The following is a 21,642-nucleotide window of genomic DNA, read 5'->3' as shown; positions in this document are numbered from 1 at the left end:
AAAAGCCCCGCTCTTGAGCGGGGCTTTTTGCTTACCGTAAATACCGCTCAATGTGGGCAGTGACTGTGCCTGTGACGTCCTCAGCGGTTTTATTTACGCCAAATGAGAATCGGCACTGCCCGGATGTAGACAAGCTCACCCACCAACTCAACCAGCGTCTGGGTGATGACCGCTGCGGCTGCAAGCCCTCGTATTTCTTCAGGCAATGCCAGGGCCAGCGGAAGAACCACCAACGAGTTACGTGTGGCGGTACTGAAAGTAACCGCTCTCGCCGTCGAGGCGGGCAGTTTATAAGCTCTTGAAGCGAGTGCGCCCACTACGGGGGCCAGAAGCATGAAACCGATATACACCGGGATCACCGGTAAAAGCTGGTCGATATCACGTACCACCGGCGAGATTTGCGACCCAACCACCGCAATGAGAACTGCCGCCATCGCAGGGACTGGCATCCATGCCCATACGGTGTTCCAGCGACCTACGATCCGCGAGCGCTTAGCCAAGGCTGCTGTAGCCACCGCGAGCAATAAAGGCACGACAATCAGTGCGAGAAAGGCTTCAGCGAAAGGCGCTATCGAGATAACGACTTGGGATTGCTCCCCTAGCATGAAAGCCAAATACACAGGCAACAGCACAAGTTGCAACAGCAAGAGGATGGGGGTTGCTGCAAGAATCGCACGCGAGTCGCCTCTGCCTATGTGCGTAAATACCACCACGTAGTCGATACAGGGAGTGAGCAAAACCAGAAGAGCGCCGATTAGTACTGCCGGGTGTTCTGCGAGCCCTCTGGTTAGTGCCCACACCAACAGTGGAATCAGTACAAAATTGGCGATCAGCAAGGCAGACATGAAGCGTTTGTTGCTAAGACTCTCGCGGAAATCAAGAAAGGGGATTTGCAGGAACATCGCGTACATCAGCACGGCGATAGTCGGGGTCACTAATGCGTTCAGGCTCTGCGCAGCTGCAGGAGCTATTAACCCACCGATTGCCGCTGCAATGACCGCAACGAAATAGATCGGTATCTGGTTTTGTTCAAGCGCATCCCTACTCATAGCATCCTCAAGGAGTAAAAACTTCAGCTTACATGAGGTAGCGGAGAGCGTGGCGATACTCTTGGATGGCCTGAATCATGAAAGATTGAGATGGGCACGGCGTCTGGCTATTGAATAGGTATCTGCTGACGGTGCAAGGGCGCGGTATTCAAATGACACCGTGTTCTAGCATCGGGGTGATAGCCAGGAGCCTTTGCAGATATCGGGCAGATCAATCTAAAGGCCTTCACCGGTATCATTTTGCCCTTCTTGCTACACGCTGACAGCGATGGCTTGTTGCAGATATGAATGACTTGCGGAAGAGTAGAGTTAGTTTTCTGGTTTGGAGGTTTATATTCAAAGTGATTTTTTATTATTAAAAATTAAATAAAAAAAGCGCCCCGAAGGGCGCTTAGGGTACACCTCTTTCCAAAGGAGCTCGGGAGCTTCTAGAGGTGAACATCGTTCGAAAGTGAGCGGTTAGTCAGCATTGGTTTCTTTTTTAATATCGGTATTGGCCCGATTTTGGTTGCTGGTCTTAACCTTTAGTTCGTCCGCCGGTTTGGCAGCAGGCTCAGTTCCGTGAATTCGTTTTTGATCTGCTCGAAATTTTGCCTGAGCTTTCATTGAGCGATCATAGCCATCTTCTGCATAAGTCTGTGTGGAGCCGACAAGAAGTACCGATCCAATAACTAGAGCTTTCAAAATCTTCATAAGGCAGGCCTCGTAAAATTCAATTAGTAGCTTGTCGAGGTTCATGGACAAGTTCTGCAAGTTCGAGTGAATTTTACGGGGGTGAAGCTAACAGCAGCGTGAGCCCAACATTACATTCTTGAAATCTAATAACTGTCTATCTTGTTATGCATGAGCGGGCAGGGCTTTTAGAGCCCGCCCGCCCGCCCATCCATACTTAGAGCACGCTCAGTGGGTACTCGACGATCAGACGAACCTCGTCCAGATCCGACTCGTAATCCGTTGCGCGGGTAGTCATCTGGCGAACGCGGAAGGACATGTCTTTCAGCGAGCCAGCTTGTACGACGTACTTGGCTTCGATGTTGCGCTCCCAGCGCTTCTGGTCGGTCAGCGGATTACCATCGGCATCACGACGCATATACACATTGTTGGCGTCGGAGTAGTCCGCATCTGTACCCAGCGCATAACGCGTCATGAAGGTCAGTCCAGGAACGCCATAGCTCGCCATATCTAGGTCGTAGCGCAGCATCCAGGACTTCTCTTTCGGCGAGTTGAAGTCGCTGTACTGAATGGAGTTGTCGAGGAAGATGGAATCAGACTGGCGCAGGTAGTCGAAATCATCGTCGCCGTTGTTACGCTGGTGCGACAGGGCAACGCTGTGTGCACCGAACTGCACACCCACTTTGCCGCTGTAAATGTCGTTATCGAACTCACCCAGCAGCTGCTGGCCGTCATCGACAGCTTTGTAGTAGTTCAAGCCACCGAACAAGGAAACACTGTCGGTCAGCGGGTAGGTGAAGGACGTACCGGCATAGTGCTGCTTCCAAGCATCCTTGAGTTGGCTGCTATAGAGACTAAAGCTCAGGTTGTCATTTAGCGAATAGTCACCGCCGAAATAGGCAACCCATGGCGACGCGACAGAGCCCGCATAGAATGTTGCGAATTCATCACGCATGGTGCTGACTTGCGGCTGGCTCATGGCATGCAGGCGGCCACCCTGAAGGGTCAAACCATCAAAGCTGGTGTTCTCAACCGTAACGCCGCGAAAGCTTTCCGGTAGCAGGCGGGAGTCACCGTAGTGAACCACCGGTGTCATGGGGAACACATCGCCTACTTTGACAACGGTGTCGAGTAGCCGGGCTTTTACTGCACCGCCGACTTTGGAGTAATTGTCTTCAGCTTCGCCATCACTGTTTACAGGGAGCAGGTTAATGCTGCCGCCTGGGCCATAACGACCATCGCCGGTATCCAGCTTAAGGCCGAGCATGGCGAAGGCATCAATACCAAAGCCTACAGTGCCTTGGGTAAAGCCCGATTCAAACTTGCCAATGATGCCGTGGGCCCATGCCTCAGAGTAGCCATTGTCAGTGTTGCTCGACTGACCTTTACGAAAGTCACGGTTCATGTAGAAGTTACGGTTGAGAATATTGAAACTGCTACCTTCTACAAAACCTTCGGCTTGCTCTTCTGCGGCCGCCATGAGCGGAGCTGCACTGACAATCGCCGAAAATACTGCAAGGGATAGTTTGGTTTTATTAAGCATTTATTGCTCCTTTATATTGGCAGTTATTAGTCTAGTTTTCGCCATGGCGTTCTTATAGGTATTGCACCCTCAAGCGCTCTGCGCCTTTGGGGAGCTGAGCCCTATCCTTGCAAGCTGAAGATAACTTGAAGATGATTGGAAGATTACAATTCTGTAATCTTCACAAGGCGGCAATAAAAGTTGTCTTAAAGCGACATTTGAATTCAGATTTTCAATAGAATCCGACGGGTAGGTCGAGAGAGCTCCGGCCTTGATCAGGCCGAATGATCACGACTGCCAGCTCATCGGACGGTGCACTCAGATTGACCGATAGCGCCGGGCTGATGTGCCAAGCCGGCAGGGGGGGACGCCGGTTGATCTTGTATGGAGGCCCGTAAGCCTCCATCCGAATCACCTTGTGCGGTTCGGGCATGCTGCTCACTCCCGTCGTGTAAGTCAGCATTTTGCTGATAAGCTGGAGCTGGCAGGCGCACTGCGTATATTCCAGCTCATGGCAGTAATGGTGCTTGGAACTGTGACCGCAGGAGTGTGAATAGCCATGGGCTCAGCGCTTGCCAGAGGAAGCGTTGGCTGATGCGGCCAAGAATCAAGCAAGGGGCGATGACTACAGCGGCTGAGAGTTTCCGTAGTTAAAGCCATTTGCCGCCAAGGCTGCCCAGCGGCGCTGACGGTGTGCGTAAAACAGGCGCGCAAAGAGCCACACGAACGGGGTGAGAATGCCGGCCTCGATAGTCACGCGATCTCGGTAAAGTGTTCCGCCACTCACCTCATGTGCCGTAATGAGGTGATCCCACTTGCTGATCAGCGGGCTATAGCCGTTGTCTCTAAGCATGAAGGTCTGAGCGTTTTCCATCTGCGGGTAGGTAATCACAATCGCCTGACGGCCAATGGGAAGTACGCCGAATAACTTCAGCTTGACCCAGTAGGTGCCCTCGCTCCAGGTATCAGGAAACTCAGCCGGAGCCAGCGGGCTGAAACTCAATAAGGGTGAAGCAACCTGACGCAGCAGGCGTGGTGTGCGCACCTGGGCGATCACCTCTGCAAGTGTGCACGGCAGCTGGGTGGCGAGATCGACTTGCATGGACACAATCACCGACTGGATGGGTTTTGCTCATCGCTCGCAAGCAAGGCCTGGAGTTCTTCAGGAACCGGCATGGGCTTGAACGCACTGACTCTGGAGCGGCCTGTATTGCCAATGGGCACCCAGATTTTGGAGAACAACAAGGCCGCGAAAATGCGCGGTATTTGCCCGGCCACCTCGCGATAATCGCCAATCTGCCAACCGAGCGTGAGCATCAGACAGTGTGATCTGGCGTGCAGCAAGGGCTGGCGTTGAGTCAGGATGTGCGCGCGCTCCAGCCATTGAAAGGCATCGGTATTACGCCTCTCCTGCATGGCGTGCTCGGCCTGTTGAAAGGCTTGTTCAATTGCGAGTTGCAATGCTGCTTTCATCTTCAATCCTCCGATCCTACTTTTTAAGCAGGCGCAGGCCGTTGAACACCACCAGCAGGCTGACGCCCATGTCGGCAAAGACGGCCATCCACATCGTCGCCTGCCCCGTTAGGGTAATGGCGAGAAACAGGGCCTTGATCCCTAACGCCAGCACGATGTTCTGCTTGAGGATGACGGCGGTCTGTTGAGACAGGCGGATGAAGGCCGGGATCTTGCGCAGGTCGTCATCCATCAAGGCCACATCCGCTGTTTCGATGGCCGTGTCCGTGCCGGCGGCGGCCATGGCGAACCCGATTTCGGACTTCGCCAACGCCGGCGCATCGTTGATGCCATCGCCGACCATTCCTACAACGTAGCCGCGCGCCTGCAATGCTTCAATAGCCTGCAACTTGTCGACTGGCAGGAGATTGCCGCGTGCTTCGTCGATGCCCACCTGCTGTGCGATGGCTTCTGCGGTGTGCGGGTTATCGCCGGTCAGCATCGTGGTCTTCACGCCAAGCGCATGAAGCTCCTCGATTGCCTGGCGGCTAGAGTCCTTGACGGTATCGGCAACGGCGAACAGGGCAATGGCACGCTGCGGATTGCACAGCACCACCACTGTTTTACCTTGGCGTTCGAGACGCTCCAGCGTCGCTTCCAGCTCGGGTGAGCAGAGGCCAAGCTCCTCCACCAGGCGGTGGTTACCCAGGTGGAAATCTATGCCTTCGATGGTGCCTCGAACACCTCGACCCAATAGGGCTTCGAATCCCTCAACGGCAGCAAACGTCAGGCCATTCTCAGTGGCATGCTTGGCTATTGCCTGCGAAACCGGGTGGTCAGAGCGACTGGCGAGGCTGGCAGCATGTGTACGGTAGAGTTCTGAGTCCTGTCCAACCAACGGCATGTAATCGGTCTGTACCGGCTTGCCATGAGTAATGGTTCCGGTTTTGTCGAGTGCCAGGAAGCCAAGCTTGCCACCGATTTCCAGATAGACGCCGCCTTTGACCAAAATGCCTTTACGCGCCGCCGCTGCCAGGCCACTGACAATGGTGACGGGCGTCGAGATGACCAAGGCGCAAGGGCAGGCGACCACCAGCAGCACCAAGGCACGGTAGATCCAGTCGTACCAGGGCTCGGCCATGAAGAGTGGCGGCACAATGGCGATAGCTAGGGCGAATAGGAATACGACAGGGGTGTATACCTTGGCGAATTGATCGACAAAGCGCTGGGTCGGCGCACGTGACCCCTGCGCCTCTTCGACCGCGTGAATGATACGTGCCAGCGTGGTGTTGGCAGCGGCGGCTAGGACGCGGTACTCCAGGGAGCCGGCTTCGTTGATGGTTCCTGCAAAAACCGGGTCGCCAATGATTTTCTCTACGGGCAGGCTTTCCCCCGTGATGGGCGCTTGGTTGATGGTGGAGTTGCCGGAAGTAACCTCGCCGTCGAGACCGATTCGTTCGCCCGGTCTTACCCTGACCAATGCGCCTACGGCGATGGTTTTAACGTCAACTTCAAGCCATGTACCATCGATCTGCTGCACCGTGGCGCGCTCAGGGGTCAGATCCATCAGGCCGCGGATGGCATTGCGCGCCCGATCCAGCGACTTCGCTTCGATCAACTCGGCGACAGAAAAGAGGAACATGACCATGGCCGCTTCTGGCCATTGCCCAATCAGCACCGCACCGGTCACCGCGATACTCATCAGCGCATTGATGTTCAGGTTGCGGTTCTTCAGCGCGATCCAGCCCTTCTTATAAGTCGTCAGGCCGCACAGCAGGATGGCGAGCAGCGCCACGCCAGCCACAACCCACTCCGGAGCAAGCTCGGCAAAGTGGATCACTTCAGCCGATACAGCGGCCACACCCGATAGCGCCAAAGGCCACCAGGCCTTCTTGCGCGGGGTTCCTTGCGTGCCTTCGTCTGATGTCGCTGCCCCTTCAACCACTGGCGTGAAACCAAGGTCGCGAATAGCGGCCAGTGCTGTTGGCAGTGCATCTGCTGTGTGGCGAATCGTCAGTACGCGCTGAATCAGGTTGAATTCCAACTCGCTGATGCCAGGGAGTGAGGACAGCTTGTCGCGGATCAGCTTTTCTTCCGTTGGGCAGTCCATCTGTTCGATTTTAATGCGGGCTTGCCCTTCAGTTGATAGCGGTTCTGCCTGCATTCCCAGGGACGAGATCGCCGCCTCGATGGGTGCGGTCGACGGCAAGTTGTGCCATACCCCAAGAGTCCGATTGATCAGGTTGAAGTCGAGCTTATCTATGCCAGCGAGCTTGCTCAGCTTGTCCTGAATCAGCGACTGTTCGGTAGGGCAGTCCATTTGCGCAATGCGAAAGCTGCTGAGCCTGGAGCCAGCTAGGGCATTTACCGTTGAGGCTGTAGCGGAGGAGCACTTAATCGCCTCATTGGGGTCACAGCAGACATCCTTTGAAACCGCTTCAGGTTTGTGTTCATCACTGCAGCAGCCAGCCATGGGGGTATCCTCATTGATCAGTTGTGCAGAGTGAACACCCTGAAGCCACTACAGGGTCAAGCGTTTGTCGAAGAGGTATTCATGAAAATTGGAGAGCTGGCCAAGTTTGCCGATTGCCAAGTTGAAACGGTTCGCTATTACGAGCGCGAGGGGCTGTTGCCGGCTCCGGCTCGCAGCGAGGGTAATTACCGCCTTTACAGCAGTGAGCACCTTGAGCGGCTTACGTTCATTCGCAACTGCCGAACGCTGGACATGACCCTGGACGAGATCAGAAGCCTGCTGGCGCTGATGGATCGGCCAGAGGAAAACTGTGAGGGTGTAAATAGCTTAGTGGATGAGCACATTGAGCATGTGCAAGCACGCGTGACCAGCCTGTTGGCGCTGCAACAACAGCTGATTGAGTTACGACACCGCTGTTCCTCTGAGCGTGGCGTAGATGAGTGTGGAATCCTCCAGCGCCTGAATACCACTGGCGGTGTCAGTGCGCTTCCGGACGATGGCCACACCCATGTCGGGAAAAGCCACCGTCATTGACCATCGCCTCAGAACAGCGTGGAACGTGTTTAGAAATCCCGATGCGATTCAAGTTGGAGTTGCCAGTCCGGCTTTAATGAGAGATCCGTCATCAAGATTAACCGCCAAGGTCGATAGTTGCTGTGCTCCCCTAGTCGCAACACCAACCGGATCGATCACTGCCTGTCAGCCAGTGCCTGCGCAGGACGCATGCTGTAACACAAAGCCAATCGACAGCTGCTGTAGGCTCGCTAACGTGCCATCCCCAACCAAGGAAAAGGACGAGTAGATAAGCATGAATGAGCAGGTGCATCCCTCCGCCAATCCCTGGAGTTTATTACTCGCCGCGTGGCTGCTGGCCGTGGCCGCAACCGTGGCCGCCTTATTTATCGGCGAAGTCATGGGCAAAACCCCGTGCGTCTTGTGCTGGTTCCAGCGGATTTTCATGTTCCCTCTGGCAGTGATGCTGACTATCGCCTGCTACCGCGCCGACTTCTCCGTTTGGCTGTACGCCTTGCCCCTGGCCGTTATCGGCTGGGTGATCGCCCTGTACCATTGTCTGCTGTTTATAGGGGTGATCCCGGAAGACCTAAAACCGTGTAGCGCCGGAACCTCCTGTTCCGGGGCCGACATGCTGATCTTCGGTAGCGTGCCGCTGCCGCTGCTTTCCCTGGTGGTTTTCACCGCCATCGTCATGCTTCTTGCCCTGATTCGCCGGAGAACCCTTGTATGAATAGACGCGCCCTCGTGCTGACCATCAGCGCTGTGACCATTGCCGGATTTATCGCCGCCGCAGTGCTCTACCAGCGGTTTTCCGCGCCCCAGGAGACTCAGGCAGTCACTCAGGCGAGCAGCTCCTTGGTGCGTTTCCACTCGCCAACCCTTGGGCCGATCAACGCACCGGTCACCATCGTCGAGTTCTTCGACCCTTCGTGTGAGAGCTGCCGGGCGTTCTTCCCCTACGTGAAGCAAATCATGGCGCAATACCCGCAGGACGTGCGCCTGGTCGTGCGCTATGTACTGTTCCATAAAGGCTCGGAAGAGGCCGTTCGCCTGCTGGAGACTGCGCGCATACAGGGGCTTTACGAGCCTGTGCTGGCAGCCGTGCTGGAGGCCCAGCCACTGTGGCATGACGACGCGCAAGCGCAGAAAGCCTGGGAGGCAGCAGCAGCAGTTGGCCTGGATGTCGAGAAGGCCCGCGCAACGATGAACTCGCCCGAAATCGACGCGATCCTGGCCAAAGACGCAGCGGACGTTAAGAAAGTCGGAATTCAAGGTACGCCCACCTTCTTCGTCAACGGCAAGCTGCTGACGAAGTTCGGGCCTGAGCCTCTGCTGGAGTTGGTACAGAGCGAACTGCAAAAGGTACGCTAAACACAAAGACTGGCACAAACACCGTGGCTGCTTTATCGGGAGTTTTTATGCGAGCACTGGAAAACAAGATACCCCCGCCAGTTGTGACCGCTCTGTTCGGGTTGTTGATGTGGCTGGCCGCTCGCTATGTGCCGGGCCTCGACCTGGCGCACTCAGTGCGGGTACTGGTGGCGCTGCTAGTGGTGGCCGTTGGCGTTTGCTTCAGCGTGGCCGGCGTCCTGTCGTTTAGGCAGGCGCAGACCACCGTCAATCCGCTGAAGCCTGAAACCGCATCGGTACTGGTGCGCTCGGGTATCTATCAATACTCACGCAACCCGATGTACGTCGGCTTTGCCCTGTTGCTGCTGGCCTGGGCCTGCTACTTGGCCTCGCCATTTGCCTTGTTTGGGGTACTGGGGTTTGTGCTGTATATGAATCGCTTCCAGATCAGGCCCGAGGAGCGTGCTCTGATATCTCTGTTCGGCAGCGAGTATTCGGTTTATCAAACCCAGGTTCGCCGCTGGCTCTAACATTGGCTTTCAGCCGGGACGACACCATCGAAGCCCAGCTGGCCAAGGTCGAGTTCATCGACGAAAAATCGACTACCCGTACCGGGTTGGTGTCCGCCACATAGTCATCCAGGCTCTCGGGAAGCAGCGCGCTTTGGCCCCGATACTCCCCTTGGATGAAACGCTTCATCGGCATCCCACGCTGATTTGAATCCATCAAATCACAGCAAGGTCGGTGCCAACGTTTTACACAGCCTGGGCCATAGAGAGGGCCGTGAAGGCCATGGTGTAGAAGGGATTGACTTACTCAGTCATGGATTCCGTAGCGAGCTTTTGCGGCGGCTACAAGTTCAGCCGAGGAAATGCGGCCCTTCACATAGTCAGCCATTTTCGAGGACATGTAAGAGCTCATGCGAGCGCCCGCAAGGTTGTTGGTGGCCTGGACATGGGCCACGTGGGAGCGACGTTGCGTTTCTTTGAGTGCTGGCATCATCGAGATCACCAAAAAGGTAAGCGGACTTTATACGGGTAGACGCTTCAGGAACAAGATCTATGGCTAGCCGAAGACCAGCAGCGTCACCAAGCCTAGCCGTCCCGGGTATTTTGTTGATGCCCGTAATCATCGCGCCCTGTAACCAGGGGCAAGGGATCTCAATGACCGTACTCCTAGCACGAGCTGATCAGGCGGTGTCTGCCACGGCGATGGCCAGAAATTTTGGCGCAAATCTAAAGAGTGTCACCAGCGGGGAGCAATCTCACCTGGTTGTCTTTAAGGACAACGAGCCAGCCGCAGTGCTGATGGGCATTGAAGCCTTTCAAGCCATGCAGGACGAGCTCGAAGACCTTCGCATTGAAATGTTGGCCTCAGAGCGCCTGAGCAGTCTTGACGACAGCAAATTGGTGAGTCTAGAAGAAATGGAGGCTCGCTTCAGGTAATCGAGAGATAAACTGGAGAGTCGAGCTACCCCCTGAAGTTGATAACGACCTCAAGCAACTTGGTACTACCGAGGCTCGACGAGCACTGAAAGCCATTCGAGAGAAGCTGGCGGATGTGTTACAGGCAGGCCGATGGGGTCGCACAAATAGAAAAGCCCACCCATAGTGGGTGGGCTTTCGGGTGTCTCCAAGGGGAGGCTGGGTGCCAACTAATTCTCGGAGCGAACAGTATGAGGATACTCGCTTTCCTGACGTACGGCTAAGGCCAAAAGCGGAAGCTCTCGACTGACAGCCGCCGGCCGATTCTGTTGAAAAAGTAGCTTCAACGGCAGCCTGCTGTCGAAGTGGCTGAGGGGATAAGCATTATCCATAGTTCTGGGGACAGAAAAGTGGTGCCGAGCGCGTGCTATCATCTGAAGGAACGAGAAACGTCATTTGGCTGAATATCAAATGGAAGCAGAAGCTAAAGCACTCAAAAAACGCTCCTTAGGTACCGGGGCTCTTGCCCACAGCTTTTGGAGAATGGCTCATAGCCTCAGTGCTCAAACCGAGCAAGAACGGCTTCGCCGGATCAACTCCGGTTTTGAGGCTGTCTGGCTGATAGAGGTCAAAAGAACATTCAACCTCACCAATCCAGCCTTGGCACTACTAGCTAATTCCTCGAACTCAACGGTTGAGCGCCGGATCAAGAGCAAGGCCCCTCTCGACTCAGTTGTCTCCGAGCGCATCGACCGTCTGGCTCAGGTTGCCGTTCTTGCAGAGGAAGTTTTTGAAGATAAAGTAGTCGCGGGCACCTGGATGTCATCTCCCAATGATGCCCTCGGGGGAAAAACGCCTCTCTCGCTTTGCGAGACCGAGCTGGGGGCACGCCAGGTGCGCCGGGTGTTGCATGCAATTGAGTGGGGCGGTGTGGCCTGATGCGGGCATGGCGAATTTCCAAGGCAAGTCGCGCTCATGACCTTTCTGGGAAAGGGGCGGCAATTGAGGGCGGACGCTGGAATGATGCCGAGGTGCCAGCTGTGTACCTCGGCTTGTCACCCTCCACCTGCTGTCTGGAAACCTTCGTGCATCAGACCCGGAGGCCGGAGATTCCCATGAAAATTACCGTCCTCGAACTACCGGATCGCCCTGACCTCTACCTTGAGCCCGCCTTGAACCTGTTGCCTGCGGGTTGGGCCTCTCTGCCAGCAGATCGCCCAAGCATGGGCTATGGCACGGCATGGCTTGCCCGCAATGAGCAGCTGGGCTTGATCGTCCCTTCGGCGGTAATGCCCCTCGACCGCAACATCATGCTCAATCCGCGCCACCCGGCGATAGCCGAGGTTCGGATTATCGACGTGCTCGACTTCGCCTACGACCAGCGCCTATTTTCGGTTCGACCTTAGAGTAAGTTTGGCGTTGCCGACGAGGGTTGTAGCCATTTACGACAGGCCACTTTCTGACTGTCTAGCGATACAGTCTATTGGTCAAGCCGTATGCAATCAGTGGTCAGCGCAAATGCAACTGACTGGTCAGATGGGCGCAATTGCGCAGATATTGCTGGGGTCTGGTTTCACGAGAATTGAAGGGCACCAACCAAGCGCTTTTTCTTGCTTGTCGCGAGATAGGATTACCGCATCCGGATGACCGGCTAGCCCAAGTGGGGTTACAGATGAATCTCCGTACGACGGATACCGAGTTTGCGTAGCTCGTTGATCAAGCTATCGAGGTCGGTAAAAGAGTCGATCTCATCCTGATCATCTATCAAAAAGAAACTGCGGCCTGCATCCTTCTTGAACATTACGATCCATTCGCGGGTATTTGCCGGGTTGGCCATGATTTGGGTATCAAAAACCACACCTTCGTCAATTCGGACTTTCACTTTTTCGCGCTTCATTACTTCTCCTGTACTGGCAAAACGGCCCGATCAACATGGTGCACTGCGGGCTTGCTGGCACGCACGCTACACCTAAAGGCTTTGTACTATTTTATCGTTCATGACAATGCTCACAGGCTCCAAGGCTCCAAGGCTTGCAGGCGGGTGCAGACCTGAACTTCAACGTTGAGTGCGCTTGACCCCCGAGTATTGGGCTGAAAGCGCTAAGCGTGCATCCATGCTCTCGGGAAGCAGCGCCCTTTACCTCGTGCTCTCCCAGGAGAAAACGCTTCATACGCCGCCCTCGCTGACGTTGATCTCGCAGTTCTAGGTGACACGCAGGCTAGACTTGGGATGCTGCCTCAGCCGGGACTCAGGTTGCCAAGTTTCCGTCTTTATTGAAACCATCATTGCGCGCAACGCGCCCAAAATCACTGAGGTCTTGGTCCTCATCACTGAACATGAAGTTCACCATTCGCTCACGCCTGAGGCCTAAAAGCGTTCTGAAAAAGCAGGGCTCGCATAGATGGATCTCATAGCGCTCGCCATCATGAATCGAGCCATCGCCCCAGCTGGCGCGAAGAGTGCCAAATTGCAATCCATACCCTTCAACACGCGTGCTATCCCCACAAACGTCGCATAGGACATCACTGACCGACTCGGTCTGTTCCGTAGCGGTGATTTTCATTGAGAGCCTCCCACCAGGGCGCATGTACGCCTTCATTCATCTTGCACACGATACTCCTTCAGGAGCTTTCGGTGGGGTGCGTGTCCCCGAGATCAGCTGCAGAACTCAGCACTGGTTTCACCCAGCCTGGGTTCTCTGCCGAAGTAGTTCTTTACAGTGATCAATGGGAGCAGGAGCAGGAGCGGGATCGCTTAGGTACCCCAAAGTAGATGGCCCAGAGCTAGAAAAATGGCTTATCTAGCGATGGTTTCGTTTATGCATCGTAAGCTGACGGTATCCCATGCAGTGTCACTATGAATAACACTTCGCGCAGCGAGCCCTGCTCGGTTGGTGTGACCAAAGGCTAACTGCAAACTCCTAGGGAAATGCCCCAAAATCTAAGATGGCAATTTGTAATTACTCCGGCTAGCGTAGCGGTTGCCGACATCCCTTGATCATTGAAAACGGATTTTCAGCCATGTGGCATGACAACGAAACAGCGATTGATTATCTGAATTTCGGTGTAGTGGCTGATGCATGCGCGAGCATGCTGACGCGGGCTAATGGCGAGCCAATTTCCATTGGTGTATCCGGCGGATGGGGGGCTGGTAAGTCGTCTTTGGTCAAGATGATTGCGGCTCGACTGAAGACTCCACCCAAAGCTGAATTTGATGAGGGCGACAAGTCAGCCAATACCTTCGTCGTTCTGACTTTCAATCCATGGCTGTACCAAGATTTTGAGTCTGCTCGCAGTGCTCTGCTTCAGATCGTAGGCGATGAGATTGTTCGACTTGCTAAGGACAACGAGACCATAGCGGATAAGGCAGTTGAGCTATGGCGTCGCATCAACCTCCTCAGAATTGCCCAGCTGAGTGGTGAAGCCGCTCTGACATTAACGACAGGGATTCCAGTCGGTGCCCTTGGAAAAACGTTCAATAACATCACTAGCCTTTTCTCCTCGAAGGAAAAACCAGGTGAGGTAGATGTAGATTCTGAAGGGATCGCGTCGGTGGCTGATGGTTTGCTGAAGCCGAGCGAACCGTTCTCCATGCCGGCGCAGATTCAAGCCTTCCGAGATACCCTGGAAAGCCTTCTCGCGGAGCTCGAAATCACCCTGGTGATATTCGTCGATGACTTGGATCGATGCCTTCCGCAAACCGCAATTTCAACGCTCGAGTCCATTCGTCTGCTGCTGTTCCTGCGCCGTAGTGCATTTGTCGTTGCGGCTGATAACGATTTCATCAAAGCAGCTGTAAAAGTTCATTTCGATGGAGCAGGAATCTCGAGCGACGTCGCTACAAACTACTTTGACAAGCTCATCCAGATCCCGCTCCACGTCCCGCGACTCGGCCTGAATGAGGCGAAAGCCTATCTGGTACTGCTCTTGCTCGAGCGAGAGGCCAATGCTGGTTCTTTCTCTCGCCACCAATTCGAAAGCGCGCTCAAGCTCATTCCCGAGAGGCTGCGAAACAGTTGGAAAGGCGAGACGATCAACCAAGAATTTCTCCACGATCTAGTCGGAACAGACGAAGCACTTCGAAGCTTAATGAACCTCGCCGAAGGGTTGGCTTCACTTCTTCACGGCTCGTCGGCAGTCAATGCCAACCCCCGGCTTATGAAGCGCTTCCTAAACACGGTTTATCTGCGTGAGGCCCTTTCTGCGCCGCAGGGGATCAAGCTAGATATCGCGGCATTGGCGAAATGGCACCTTCTTGAGCGCTGTGATGAATCGCTTGCAGAGGCGATTGCTAGTCAAGTCCATTCAGACAATGACGGTCGAGTGCCGATCCTTGCTGACGCGGAGGGTGCGGCCGTTAGCCAAACTGGATTGCCTGACCCCTTTAAGGACAACCCCTTCACTAGACAATGGCTCCAATTGCCTCCTTCACTCGGCACTGAAGATCTCCGTCCACTGCTACACCTGAGCCGTGACTCGGGTACTCGTGACTTCGGTAATGACAACATGACGCCTGACTCACGCAAACTTCGTGATGCGCTGAAGACAGCAAGAAGTGGCCATCAATCCCTCACGGACCTTATGAATAAAGTTGGGCCTGATCAGACTGAGCTGGCAATGATCAAGGCGTGGCAGGGCTGCGCCACTGTGCGCAACTGGAAGCGTAACGAAGACACTGTGATGCTCGTCGAGTGCTGCAAGGTATTCCCTCATCTTGGGAAAAGGGCAGCCAGCCTGTTGGAGCAAGCGCCTCTAAAGCTAGTCGGCCCCGGCTTTATTCCAACCCTAGGTACCCATAAATGGGCGCGCGAGGTCTTGGAGCGTTGGAAGGGTCTAAACGAGCTATCTGCTCCAACTAAAAGGGCGATTGAGCAGCTAGGGGCGAAGCGCTGATGGGTACTTCAACATCTAGCAGTGGCGGCCGTGCAGGCTCTCCTTTTGATCCAGAATGGCTTTCTCCAGTTGGAGCGGCCCCCAGTAGCGCCGGAGGCGGAGCCGAACCTGGCTCTGACCAGGGGGGAGCTGAAGGAGCTGCTGCTGGCGAAGCGCCCGCGGCCCCCGAGAATGTTACAGCCCCGGGCCGTCGCTTTGGTCCTGCGCGCTCGCAAATGGGCTCTTACCTCGGAAATGGCAGTCGCGATGATCTTCGGGGCGCGACTAGGAGCATGGTCTCGAAGGGGATGGGTGGAGCAAGCCGTGCTGCTTCAACCATGCGAAGCACCGCCAGAGGAGCTGGGGCCCTAGGTCAGTTTCTGATGGCTGCTCGCGATGGCACCGACCAGCGAGTGACGGACTGGGTAGCGCGTTGCCGATCGGCCAATCTTTCCGCTTCTGACTTGGCGCTTGAGGTCCTGAAGGAGGTTTTTTCCGGATCGGGCAGCATTGACGAAGACTCGTTGCGTGACGCCGGCGCAGAGGCGTTAGCCAAGCTCTACGAGAATCATCCGGATATAGATATTTTGGCTCCCACTGATGAGCAGATCGCCGAAGTGATGGGGCTGACAATCGCTATCCAAATCTGCCAGCGCATCGATATGCAGCTCGGGCAGACTTACGAAAAACTCGTGCATGATCCGGCACTGATCCAAGAGCGCCGAGCTGACATAAGGGAATGGGTCTGGGCGGAAGTACGGGTCGTCATGGGGGAGAAGAAAGCTTCGCATGCGGATCCGAAGATTTTGGCTCAGTCAATCCTCCAATCCGCGTTGCAGGTGTTTGCCGAATGAATAAGGTTTTGTGCTCCAAAGCGGAAAGGATCCCACAGCAGCTACAAGCAGGCGAGCGAGTGTTCTCGTACTTCAAGGGAGCGAATCGTAATGGTGTTGGCGCAATTGCCAACCGCTGGCATGGGTCATTGAAGAGAACAGGGTTCCGTCCATCACCAGCAGTTTGGGACTTCGTTCAGTTTTGTCTCGCAGTCTGTAGTGCTGACCTGGCCAGTCCAAGAAGCACCAGTGCAGATGGGTGGACCCGTACGATCCAGCTCACAGTGGGTCTTTGCGAACCGCTACGATGGGTTCCTCTCAAGCATCGCCTTGAGGAAATGCTCAAGGTTTTAACTGGCGACTATTGGACTCTCATTTTCAACGACGCAGGGGTTGAGCCGCCTGATGGCGATGGTGCCTATCTCCAGGACGACTGCGTGTCTTTGCTATCAGGTGGGCTCGATAGTCTGATTGGCGGCATCAATTTGGCTGCGGAAAAAAGACGTCCTCTGTTCGTTTCCCAGCTTGCGCATAAGGACTCGGCACGGCAGCGGGACTATGCAGGGTTGCTTGCGGGCGCTGGCTCGCATTGCCAATGGAGCCATGGCATCAGCTTCAAAGGGGCACGTGAGGCTTCGACTCGTGCTCGATCCTTGGCCTTCTATGCGTTTGCCGTGCTCGCCTCGACGAAGATCAATCTGCCCAGGCCGCAAATCTACATCCCTGAAAACGGGTTTATCTGCATCAACCCTCCACTGGTCCCCGGCCGAGTCTCGAGCCTTAGCACGCGCACGACCCATCCGCTTTTCATCGGCACGCTTCAAAGCGTGCTTGATGAACTCGGGATATCTGTTGAGTTGATACTGCCTTATCGTTTCCAGACCAAAGGCGAGATGATGCGGGGCTGCCTCGATCAGGAGAGGTTGAGAGAGCTGGCTTCGGACTCCACAAGCTGCGGGCGCTTCAGGACTTATAATCGCCAGCACTGTGGCCGTTGTGTGCCTTGTCTGATCCGACGAGCAGCTTTCCTGGCATGGGGGCCGGGGACTGATCAAACCAACTATCGCTTTCCGTCAGTAGTAGGTAGCGATAAGTCAGGCAGCCCGGATGATCCGATGGCAGTGGCTCTGGCTGTACTCGATGCCAAGCAGAGAGGGTTGGATCGATTTCTGGGCGGCACACTGGCCTTTGCTTCTATTGAGGAGCGTCCGGCCTATCGTCGAGTCCTGCAGCAGGGGCTTGCTGAGCTGGAAGCTGTTCTTGTTCAGGACCAACTGCTTTGATCGACTTCCATTGCCATGTAGATCTCTACCCAAAACCTAGGGACGTACATGCCGAGACCCTGAGCAGAAATGCATTCACGTGGCTAGTAACCACGAGCCCGAAGGCTTTCCAGGCAACGAGCTCGGTGCTTGGCCACCACGAATCAATGCTGATCAGCCCGGGCCTTCACCCTGAAATCGTCGGTGAGCGCTTCCATGAATTGGACCTCCTCACAGAGTTGATTGATGGCACCATTGCTGTCGGTGAAATCGGTTTGGATGGCTCTAAGAGGTACGCATCTAGCTACCTAAAGCAGAAGCAAGTTTTCGCTACTGCCGTGAAGCGATGCCATGACTTGGGGGGGCGTGCGCTCAGCATCCACTCGAGGCAGGCGGTTTCAGACGTGTTGGCCCTACTCAGTGAGTTCCCTGATCACGGCATCCCGGTGCTGCATTGGTTCACCGGTACGGCACCAGAGCTCAAGGTCGCTGCTGGGCAAGGCTGCTGGTTTAGTATTGGCCCCGCAGCTTTCCATTCAGTGGCTGGGAAGGCGCTAGCCAAGAAGCTTCCGAAAGATAGGGTCCTTCCTGAAAGCGATGGGCCTTTCGCGCAGTTGGAAGGGCGTCCGGTGATGCCCTGGGATTTCGACATTACCGTCAATCTGCTGAGCGAGGCTTGGGCACTGCCACCGCTAGAGGTTCGGCACCAGTTGTTGAGCAACGCCAAGGCTCTTCTTAGCCAGATGGGTAGCAAAGCTTCAGCACGCATCGCCACCCAATAACTCCAAGTATCTAGGTGCCGAGCTGGCCGGCCCAACCTTTCACTGTATCAAGGTGATTCTGATGTTCATGAAAAACCTGAAGTCTTTGCACAAAAGCATGAACGCTCAGACGAATGCGCACGGAGATGCAATTGAGCTGCAGCGTTTCAGGCTCGTGCATTGACCCTTATGCTCATTTCCTAAGATGCCACTGCCAGGTTAGCAAGGAGCCGCTATGTCCACAATCCGCAAGCTGATGCTTCAAAACTTCAAGCAGTTTAGGCGGCTGGATCTGGATTTTGATCAGCGCCATAACGTGCTGATCGGTGATAACGAGACAGGCAAAAGTTCTGTGCTTCTTGCTCTGGACCTAGCATTAAGCGGCAGTCGAAATAGAGTCGAGAACCTCGGTTTTGAGGCCTTGTTTTGCAAGCCTGTCATCGAGGAGTTTCTTGATGGGCCGCGTGGCATCGACCAACTGCCGACGCTCGTCATCGATGTGTTCCTGGCTGAAGGCCAAGACGAAGGCCTCTACGGCGTGGGAAATCTGGCCGGCCTGGAGACGGATGGTATTCGGCTGGCGATCGAGCCGGTGCATGACTACGGTGCGGAGATCCGGGCAGTGCTTGCTCAGCCTGGCCGTAATTTTCCATTCGAATACTACGCGGTGAGGTTCCAGACCTTTGCCCGAAACCCTTATGCGAGCTTTAACCGACCAGTTCGCCACCTCCTGTTAGACAGTTCCCGCATTGACAGCGACTACGCTGCCCGGGAATACACCCGCTCTGTGTTCCACTTCCACGCCCCGGTTGAGGCTCGATATCAGCTGGAAAATGCTTATCGCATGGGGAAGTCGAACTTCAAGGACAACCATCTGGCTGGGCTTAACGGAGAACTAGGGGGCTTCCAGTTTGAGGTTCGCTCAGGCGCTCGCTCAAATCTCGAAACCGACCTAGTGATTTCAGAGGACGGTATTGCTCTGGAGCATCGAGGCAAGGGGCGGCAGTGCTTCATCAAGACGAGCTTCGCTCTCAACACGCGTCGGGCCCAAGCTGGCTTTGATGTCATGCTGCTTGAAGAACCTGAAAACCATCTAAGCCATACCTTGATGAAGCGGTTGGTCAACGAGCTCTCCAAGAAAGACGGAACTCAACTCTTCATCGCGACCCATATATGCGAGCGAGCTGATAGCCTACAAGCAAGCTGACTACTACGAGTCTTCTCAGGCCCAAGCGGATCGAACAAATAGATATCTTGTCCGTGGTTTAGGAGACCGCTGGCCAGCGTTCAATCCAGGGAAGCAAGCAACAACGGAGTGATTGAGCTTCCTCCAGAAGATCGATTGGTGCCCAGAGGGAGTGAACGTCGCCGCGGAGCTGCTCTCCTTCGCAACGCTCACCCTTACCCGCAGAGATGGGCTACCCCCTCATCCTGCTATCCCTAGTCTGCGATTCCACCAGCATATCTGGATGAGGCAGGCCGAATAGTGGAGCTAGATTGCGCTAGCTAGTCCGTTTCGTTGCCCTGAGAAACTAGAGCTGGCAAGTGTAGAGGGAGGCCAAAAATGGCCTCCCTCTACAAGCCCCGTCACCACTGTGTTTCCGGCAAAAGGATGAAACTTTATTTCCATATTTTAGGCCATGGCGAACGGCCTTGCCGCAAATTGGATGATACTTTAACGTCCCATACTGATTTCCATCTCGGTACAACCCCGCCCTAGGCCTTCAGCAGATTGATTTCTATCTAATTGGTTTATAAGTATTTTATAGAATTTTTGAAGCTTGATAACGAAGCTTTAAATTGGATGAAACTTTATTTTCATCCCACACCGTCCATCTGGACGGGCTTTTGCGTTTCTATCACGCCGAAATCCCGCTCAGGTGCCGCTCTTCGGGGCGCAGCGTAAGTATGCGAACGCCGTCGCGGGTGACCGCCACGGTGTGTTCGAATTGCGCCGAGAGCTGGCCGTCGCAGGTCACCACCGTCCAGCCGTCGCGCAGCGTGCGTACATCCGCCGTTCCCCGGTTGAGCATGGGTTCGATGGTGAAGGTCATGCCTTCGCGCAGCGTCAGGCCGGTGCCGGCTTTGCCCCAGTGCAGCACTTCGGGTGGTTCGTGCATTTCCCGGCCGATGCCGTGGCCGCAGTACTCCCTGACCACCGAGTAGCGATGGGCACGGGCATGCCGTTCGATGGCGTGACCAATATCGCCGAGCCGGGCGCCGGGTTTGACGGCTTCGATGCCTTTGCACATGGCCTCATAGGTGACCTGGGCCAGTTGACGCGCCTGGTCCGACACCTCGCCGATCAGGTAGGTCTTGCTCGAATCGGCGATGTAGCCGTTCTTCTCCAGGGTGATGTCGAAATTCACCAGGTCGCCGTCGCGCAGGATATCGTCGGCGCTGGGTACGCCATGGCACACCACCTCGTTGCGTGACGTGTTCATGGCGTAGGCGAAACCATACTGTCCCTTGCTCGCCGGGCGCGCCTTGAGTTCGCCCACGATGTAGTTATCCACAAGGTCGTTGACCTGCAGAGTGGACATGCCGAGCAGATCCAGGCGATCCAGGTAGCCGAACACGGACGCCAGCAACCTGCCGGACTCCGCCATCAGGGCGATCTGTTGCGGCGTCTTGCTCATGAGGCGTCCGCCATTCTTGGCGGAGCCACCACGCCGGCTGCACGCATCTCGGCTGCGATCACCTCGTTGAAGCTCAGCGTGGGGTTCATCTCGCAGAGCATGCCGATGCGAATCCAGAAACCCGCCTGGGCATTGATAGAGCGGCCAGACACGCTGCTCGCCCTGCGAATCTGCTCATGCAACTCGTCATCGATATTGACGATGCCCATGAAAATCTCCTCATATATGTTTCGTATATGAATCATATATAAATACGAGCCTGATATCACTTCCCGATTATTAGGCGGCAGGCCGTGCACGCTTCATCCTTTACACTAGGAGCCGTATCCGCTGCCTGACAGGCTGCTAATGCAGGCAGTCGGATCATATGGGTCACGCTGGAACAGGAGAGAGGATGAAGCGTAGCGATGTGAAACGCAGAACGACCGAAGGGGTTGTGTTCGACACCCAGGTCATGCCCAACCCGGCCAATACCGCTGAGTGGATCGTATTTTTCAAGAAAGATGCGGGTCGTAGCTTCTTTCTGGTGGATGAGGCCGACCAGGTCGAGACCTTCGCCAGCCTGGATGAATTGATGCCGGAATTGCGAAGCCTGGGTATCAAGCGGGTCGAGGTGCAGCTCTGAGTAGTTGCTCACAGTTGCCGTGGACCAACCTGTGGATATCCTTGTGATACCTGGCTAAAGCCCTTATAGGTAGGGGCTTTCAGAGACTTGTACAGAAACTGCTCGCCCGTGTAGCCATTATCCACAGAGCACTTGGATAACAGGCTTTCTATCCTGTTGATAAGGCTACGTAGGCCTTGTATGGCAAGGCCT

General features: G+C 55.2%; 24 protein-coding genes and 1 pseudogene. 13 read left to right on the top strand and 12 right to left on the bottom strand.

The genetic code is table 11. The features are described 5' to 3' along the window. Window positions 1-89 precede the first annotated feature (89 nt). The 6 genes from ACN0X6_RS06975 to ACN0X6_RS06950 form a co-directional block, all read right to left on the bottom strand. Entirely contained in the window at window positions 90-1,049 is a 960-nt protein-coding gene (locus tag ACN0X6_RS06975; protein WP_417702879.1) for an arsenic resistance protein, read from the bottom strand. 459 nt (window positions 1,050-1,508) lie between these two features. After that, window positions 1,509-1,787, bottom strand: a complete 279-nt coding sequence (locus ACN0X6_RS06970; RefSeq protein WP_296235854.1) for a hypothetical protein — start codon at window positions 1,785-1,787, stop codon at window positions 1,509-1,511. Window positions 1,788-1,938: 151 nt separating this feature from the next. Further along, window positions 1,939-3,264: an OprD family porin gene (locus ACN0X6_RS06965; RefSeq protein WP_296235855.1), complete on the bottom strand. Its 1,326-nt coding sequence runs from the start codon at window positions 3,262-3,264 to the stop codon at window positions 1,939-1,941. A gap of 604 nt (window positions 3,265-3,868) precedes the next feature. Next, window positions 3,869-4,345 (bottom strand): hypothetical protein, encoded by a 477-nt coding sequence (locus ACN0X6_RS06960; RefSeq protein ID WP_090256267.1) that lies wholly within the window; start codon window positions 4,343-4,345, stop codon window positions 3,869-3,871. An 8-nt stretch (window positions 4,346-4,353) separates the two neighbouring features. After that, complete coding sequence (locus tag ACN0X6_RS06955) at window positions 4,354-4,716, bottom strand: DUF3703 domain-containing protein (protein ID WP_090256266.1); 363 nt, start codon at window positions 4,714-4,716, stop codon at window positions 4,354-4,356. A gap of 16 nt (window positions 4,717-4,732) precedes the next feature. Then, window positions 4,733-7,168 carry a heavy metal translocating P-type ATPase gene (locus ACN0X6_RS06950; protein ID WP_417702878.1) on the bottom strand — a complete coding sequence of 812 codons (2,436 nt, stop codon included), beginning with the start codon at window positions 7,166-7,168 and terminating at the stop codon, window positions 4,733-4,735. Window positions 7,169-7,249: 81 nt separating this feature from the next. Between ACN0X6_RS06950 and cadR the strand changes: the two genes are divergently transcribed. The 4 genes from cadR to ACN0X6_RS06930 all read left to right on the top strand — a co-directional run bounded on the left by cadR (window position 7,250) and on the right by ACN0X6_RS06930 (window position 9,564). Further along, the gene (gene cadR / locus ACN0X6_RS06945) at window positions 7,250-7,702 is read left to right on the top strand and encodes a Cd(II)/Pb(II)-responsive transcriptional regulator (RefSeq protein ID WP_090256275.1); all 453 of its coding nucleotides are present in this window, start codon (window positions 7,250-7,252) and stop codon (window positions 7,700-7,702) included. 274 nt (window positions 7,703-7,976) lie between these two features. Further along, window positions 7,977-8,414, top strand: coding sequence for a disulfide bond formation protein B (locus ACN0X6_RS06940; RefSeq protein ID WP_090256264.1), 438 nt, complete (start codon window positions 7,977-7,979; stop codon window positions 8,412-8,414). After that, complete coding sequence (locus ACN0X6_RS06935; RefSeq protein ID WP_090256263.1) at window positions 8,411-9,055, top strand: DsbA family protein; 645 nt, start codon at window positions 8,411-8,413, stop codon at window positions 9,053-9,055. Before ACN0X6_RS06940 ends, ACN0X6_RS06935 begins: the two co-directional genes overlap by 4 nt. Before the next feature lie 47 nt (window positions 9,056-9,102). After that, complete coding sequence (locus ACN0X6_RS06930; protein ID WP_417702877.1) at window positions 9,103-9,564, top strand: methyltransferase family protein; 462 nt, start codon at window positions 9,103-9,105, stop codon at window positions 9,562-9,564. 5 nt (window positions 9,565-9,569) lie between these two features. Here ACN0X6_RS06930 and ACN0X6_RS06925 read toward each other — a convergent pair. Continuing rightward, a pseudogene (locus tag ACN0X6_RS06925) lies at window positions 9,570-9,733 on the bottom strand (IS5/IS1182 family transposase); the annotation flags it as partial. 117 nt (window positions 9,734-9,850) lie between these two features. Continuing rightward, the gene (locus tag ACN0X6_RS06920; protein WP_417702954.1) at window positions 9,851-10,033 is read right to left on the bottom strand and encodes an antitoxin VbhA family protein; all 183 of its coding nucleotides are present in this window, start codon (window positions 10,031-10,033) and stop codon (window positions 9,851-9,853) included. Window positions 10,034-10,197: 164 nt separating this feature from the next. Here ACN0X6_RS06920 and ACN0X6_RS06915 point away from each other — a divergent pair, with 164 nt between their 5' ends. The 3 genes from ACN0X6_RS06915 (at window position 10,198) to ACN0X6_RS06905 (ending at window position 11,864) form a co-directional block, all read left to right on the top strand. Then, window positions 10,198-10,479 carry a type II toxin-antitoxin system Phd/YefM family antitoxin gene (locus ACN0X6_RS06915; RefSeq protein ID WP_397491963.1) on the top strand — a complete coding sequence of 94 codons (282 nt, stop codon included), beginning with the start codon at window positions 10,198-10,200 and terminating at the stop codon, window positions 10,477-10,479. Window positions 10,480-10,914: 435 nt separating this feature from the next. Next, complete coding sequence (locus tag ACN0X6_RS06910; RefSeq protein ID WP_244152928.1) at window positions 10,915-11,397, top strand: antitoxin Xre/MbcA/ParS toxin-binding domain-containing protein; 483 nt, start codon at window positions 10,915-10,917, stop codon at window positions 11,395-11,397. Next, the gene (locus tag ACN0X6_RS06905) at window positions 11,397-11,864 is read left to right on the top strand and encodes an RES family NAD+ phosphorylase (RefSeq protein ID WP_090256260.1); all 468 of its coding nucleotides are present in this window, start codon (window positions 11,397-11,399) and stop codon (window positions 11,862-11,864) included. The genes ACN0X6_RS06910 and ACN0X6_RS06905 overlap by 1 nt, the downstream gene beginning before the upstream one ends. 260 nt (window positions 11,865-12,124) lie before the next feature. Here the strand turns inward: ACN0X6_RS06905 and ACN0X6_RS06900 are convergent, their stop codons facing one another. Together ACN0X6_RS06900 and ACN0X6_RS06895 are read right to left on the bottom strand one after the other, a co-directional pair. Next, entirely contained in the window at window positions 12,125-12,355 is a 231-nt protein-coding gene (locus ACN0X6_RS06900) for a hypothetical protein (protein ID WP_397491964.1), read from the bottom strand. Between the two features lie 352 nt (window positions 12,356-12,707). Then, a complete protein-coding gene (locus ACN0X6_RS06895; protein WP_397491965.1) occupies window positions 12,708-13,022 on the bottom strand; it encodes a hypothetical protein in 315 nt (104 codons plus the stop codon). A 457-nt stretch (window positions 13,023-13,479) separates the two neighbouring features. Between ACN0X6_RS06895 and ACN0X6_RS06890 the strand changes: the two genes are divergently transcribed. The 5 genes from ACN0X6_RS06890 (at window position 13,480) to ACN0X6_RS06870 (ending at window position 19,393) form a co-directional block, all read left to right on the top strand. Further along, entirely contained in the window at window positions 13,480-15,351 is a 1,872-nt protein-coding gene (locus tag ACN0X6_RS06890) for a KAP family P-loop NTPase fold protein (RefSeq protein ID WP_417702876.1), read from the top strand. A 362-nt stretch (window positions 15,352-15,713) separates the two neighbouring features. After that, complete coding sequence (locus ACN0X6_RS06885) at window positions 15,714-16,184, top strand: hypothetical protein (RefSeq protein ID WP_397491967.1); 471 nt, start codon at window positions 15,714-15,716, stop codon at window positions 16,182-16,184. Continuing rightward, entirely contained in the window at window positions 16,181-17,446 is a 1,266-nt protein-coding gene (qatC, locus tag ACN0X6_RS06880) for a Qat anti-phage system QueC-like protein QatC (protein WP_397491968.1), read from the top strand. The genes ACN0X6_RS06885 and qatC overlap by 4 nt, the downstream gene beginning before the upstream one ends. Continuing rightward, entirely contained in the window at window positions 17,443-18,207 is a 765-nt protein-coding gene (gene qatD, locus ACN0X6_RS06875) for a Qat anti-phage system TatD family nuclease QatD (protein WP_417702875.1), read from the top strand. The genes qatC and qatD overlap by 4 nt, the downstream gene beginning before the upstream one ends. A gap of 214 nt (window positions 18,208-18,421) precedes the next feature. Next, on the top strand, window positions 18,422-19,393 hold the full coding sequence (locus tag ACN0X6_RS06870; RefSeq protein ID WP_417702874.1) for an ATP-dependent nuclease: 972 nt from the start codon (window positions 18,422-18,424) through the stop codon (window positions 19,391-19,393). Between the two features lie 652 nt (window positions 19,394-20,045). Here ACN0X6_RS06870 and map read toward each other — a convergent pair. Both map and ACN0X6_RS06860 read right to left on the bottom strand, forming a co-directional pair. Next, a complete protein-coding gene (gene map / locus ACN0X6_RS06865; protein ID WP_417702873.1) occupies window positions 20,046-20,825 on the bottom strand; it encodes a type I methionyl aminopeptidase in 780 nt (259 codons plus the stop codon). Continuing rightward, complete coding sequence (locus ACN0X6_RS06860) at window positions 20,822-21,034, bottom strand: ParD-like family protein (RefSeq protein ID WP_160018704.1); 213 nt, start codon at window positions 21,032-21,034, stop codon at window positions 20,822-20,824. Before ACN0X6_RS06860 ends, map begins: the two co-directional genes overlap by 4 nt. A 185-nt stretch (window positions 21,035-21,219) precedes the next feature. Between ACN0X6_RS06860 and ACN0X6_RS06855 the strand changes: the two genes are divergently transcribed. Further along, a complete protein-coding gene (locus tag ACN0X6_RS06855; RefSeq protein WP_417702872.1) occupies window positions 21,220-21,450 on the top strand; it encodes a hypothetical protein in 231 nt (76 codons plus the stop codon). The last annotated feature ends 192 nt before the right edge of the window (window positions 21,451-21,642 follow it).

This window comes from Pseudomonas sp., from assembly GCF_048269965.1.
Lineage (GTDB): Bacteria > Pseudomonadota > Gammaproteobacteria > Pseudomonadales > Pseudomonadaceae > Aquipseudomonas.
Note: the sequence above shows the minus strand (reverse complement) of the source record. Positions and strands in the feature narration are given on the sequence as shown.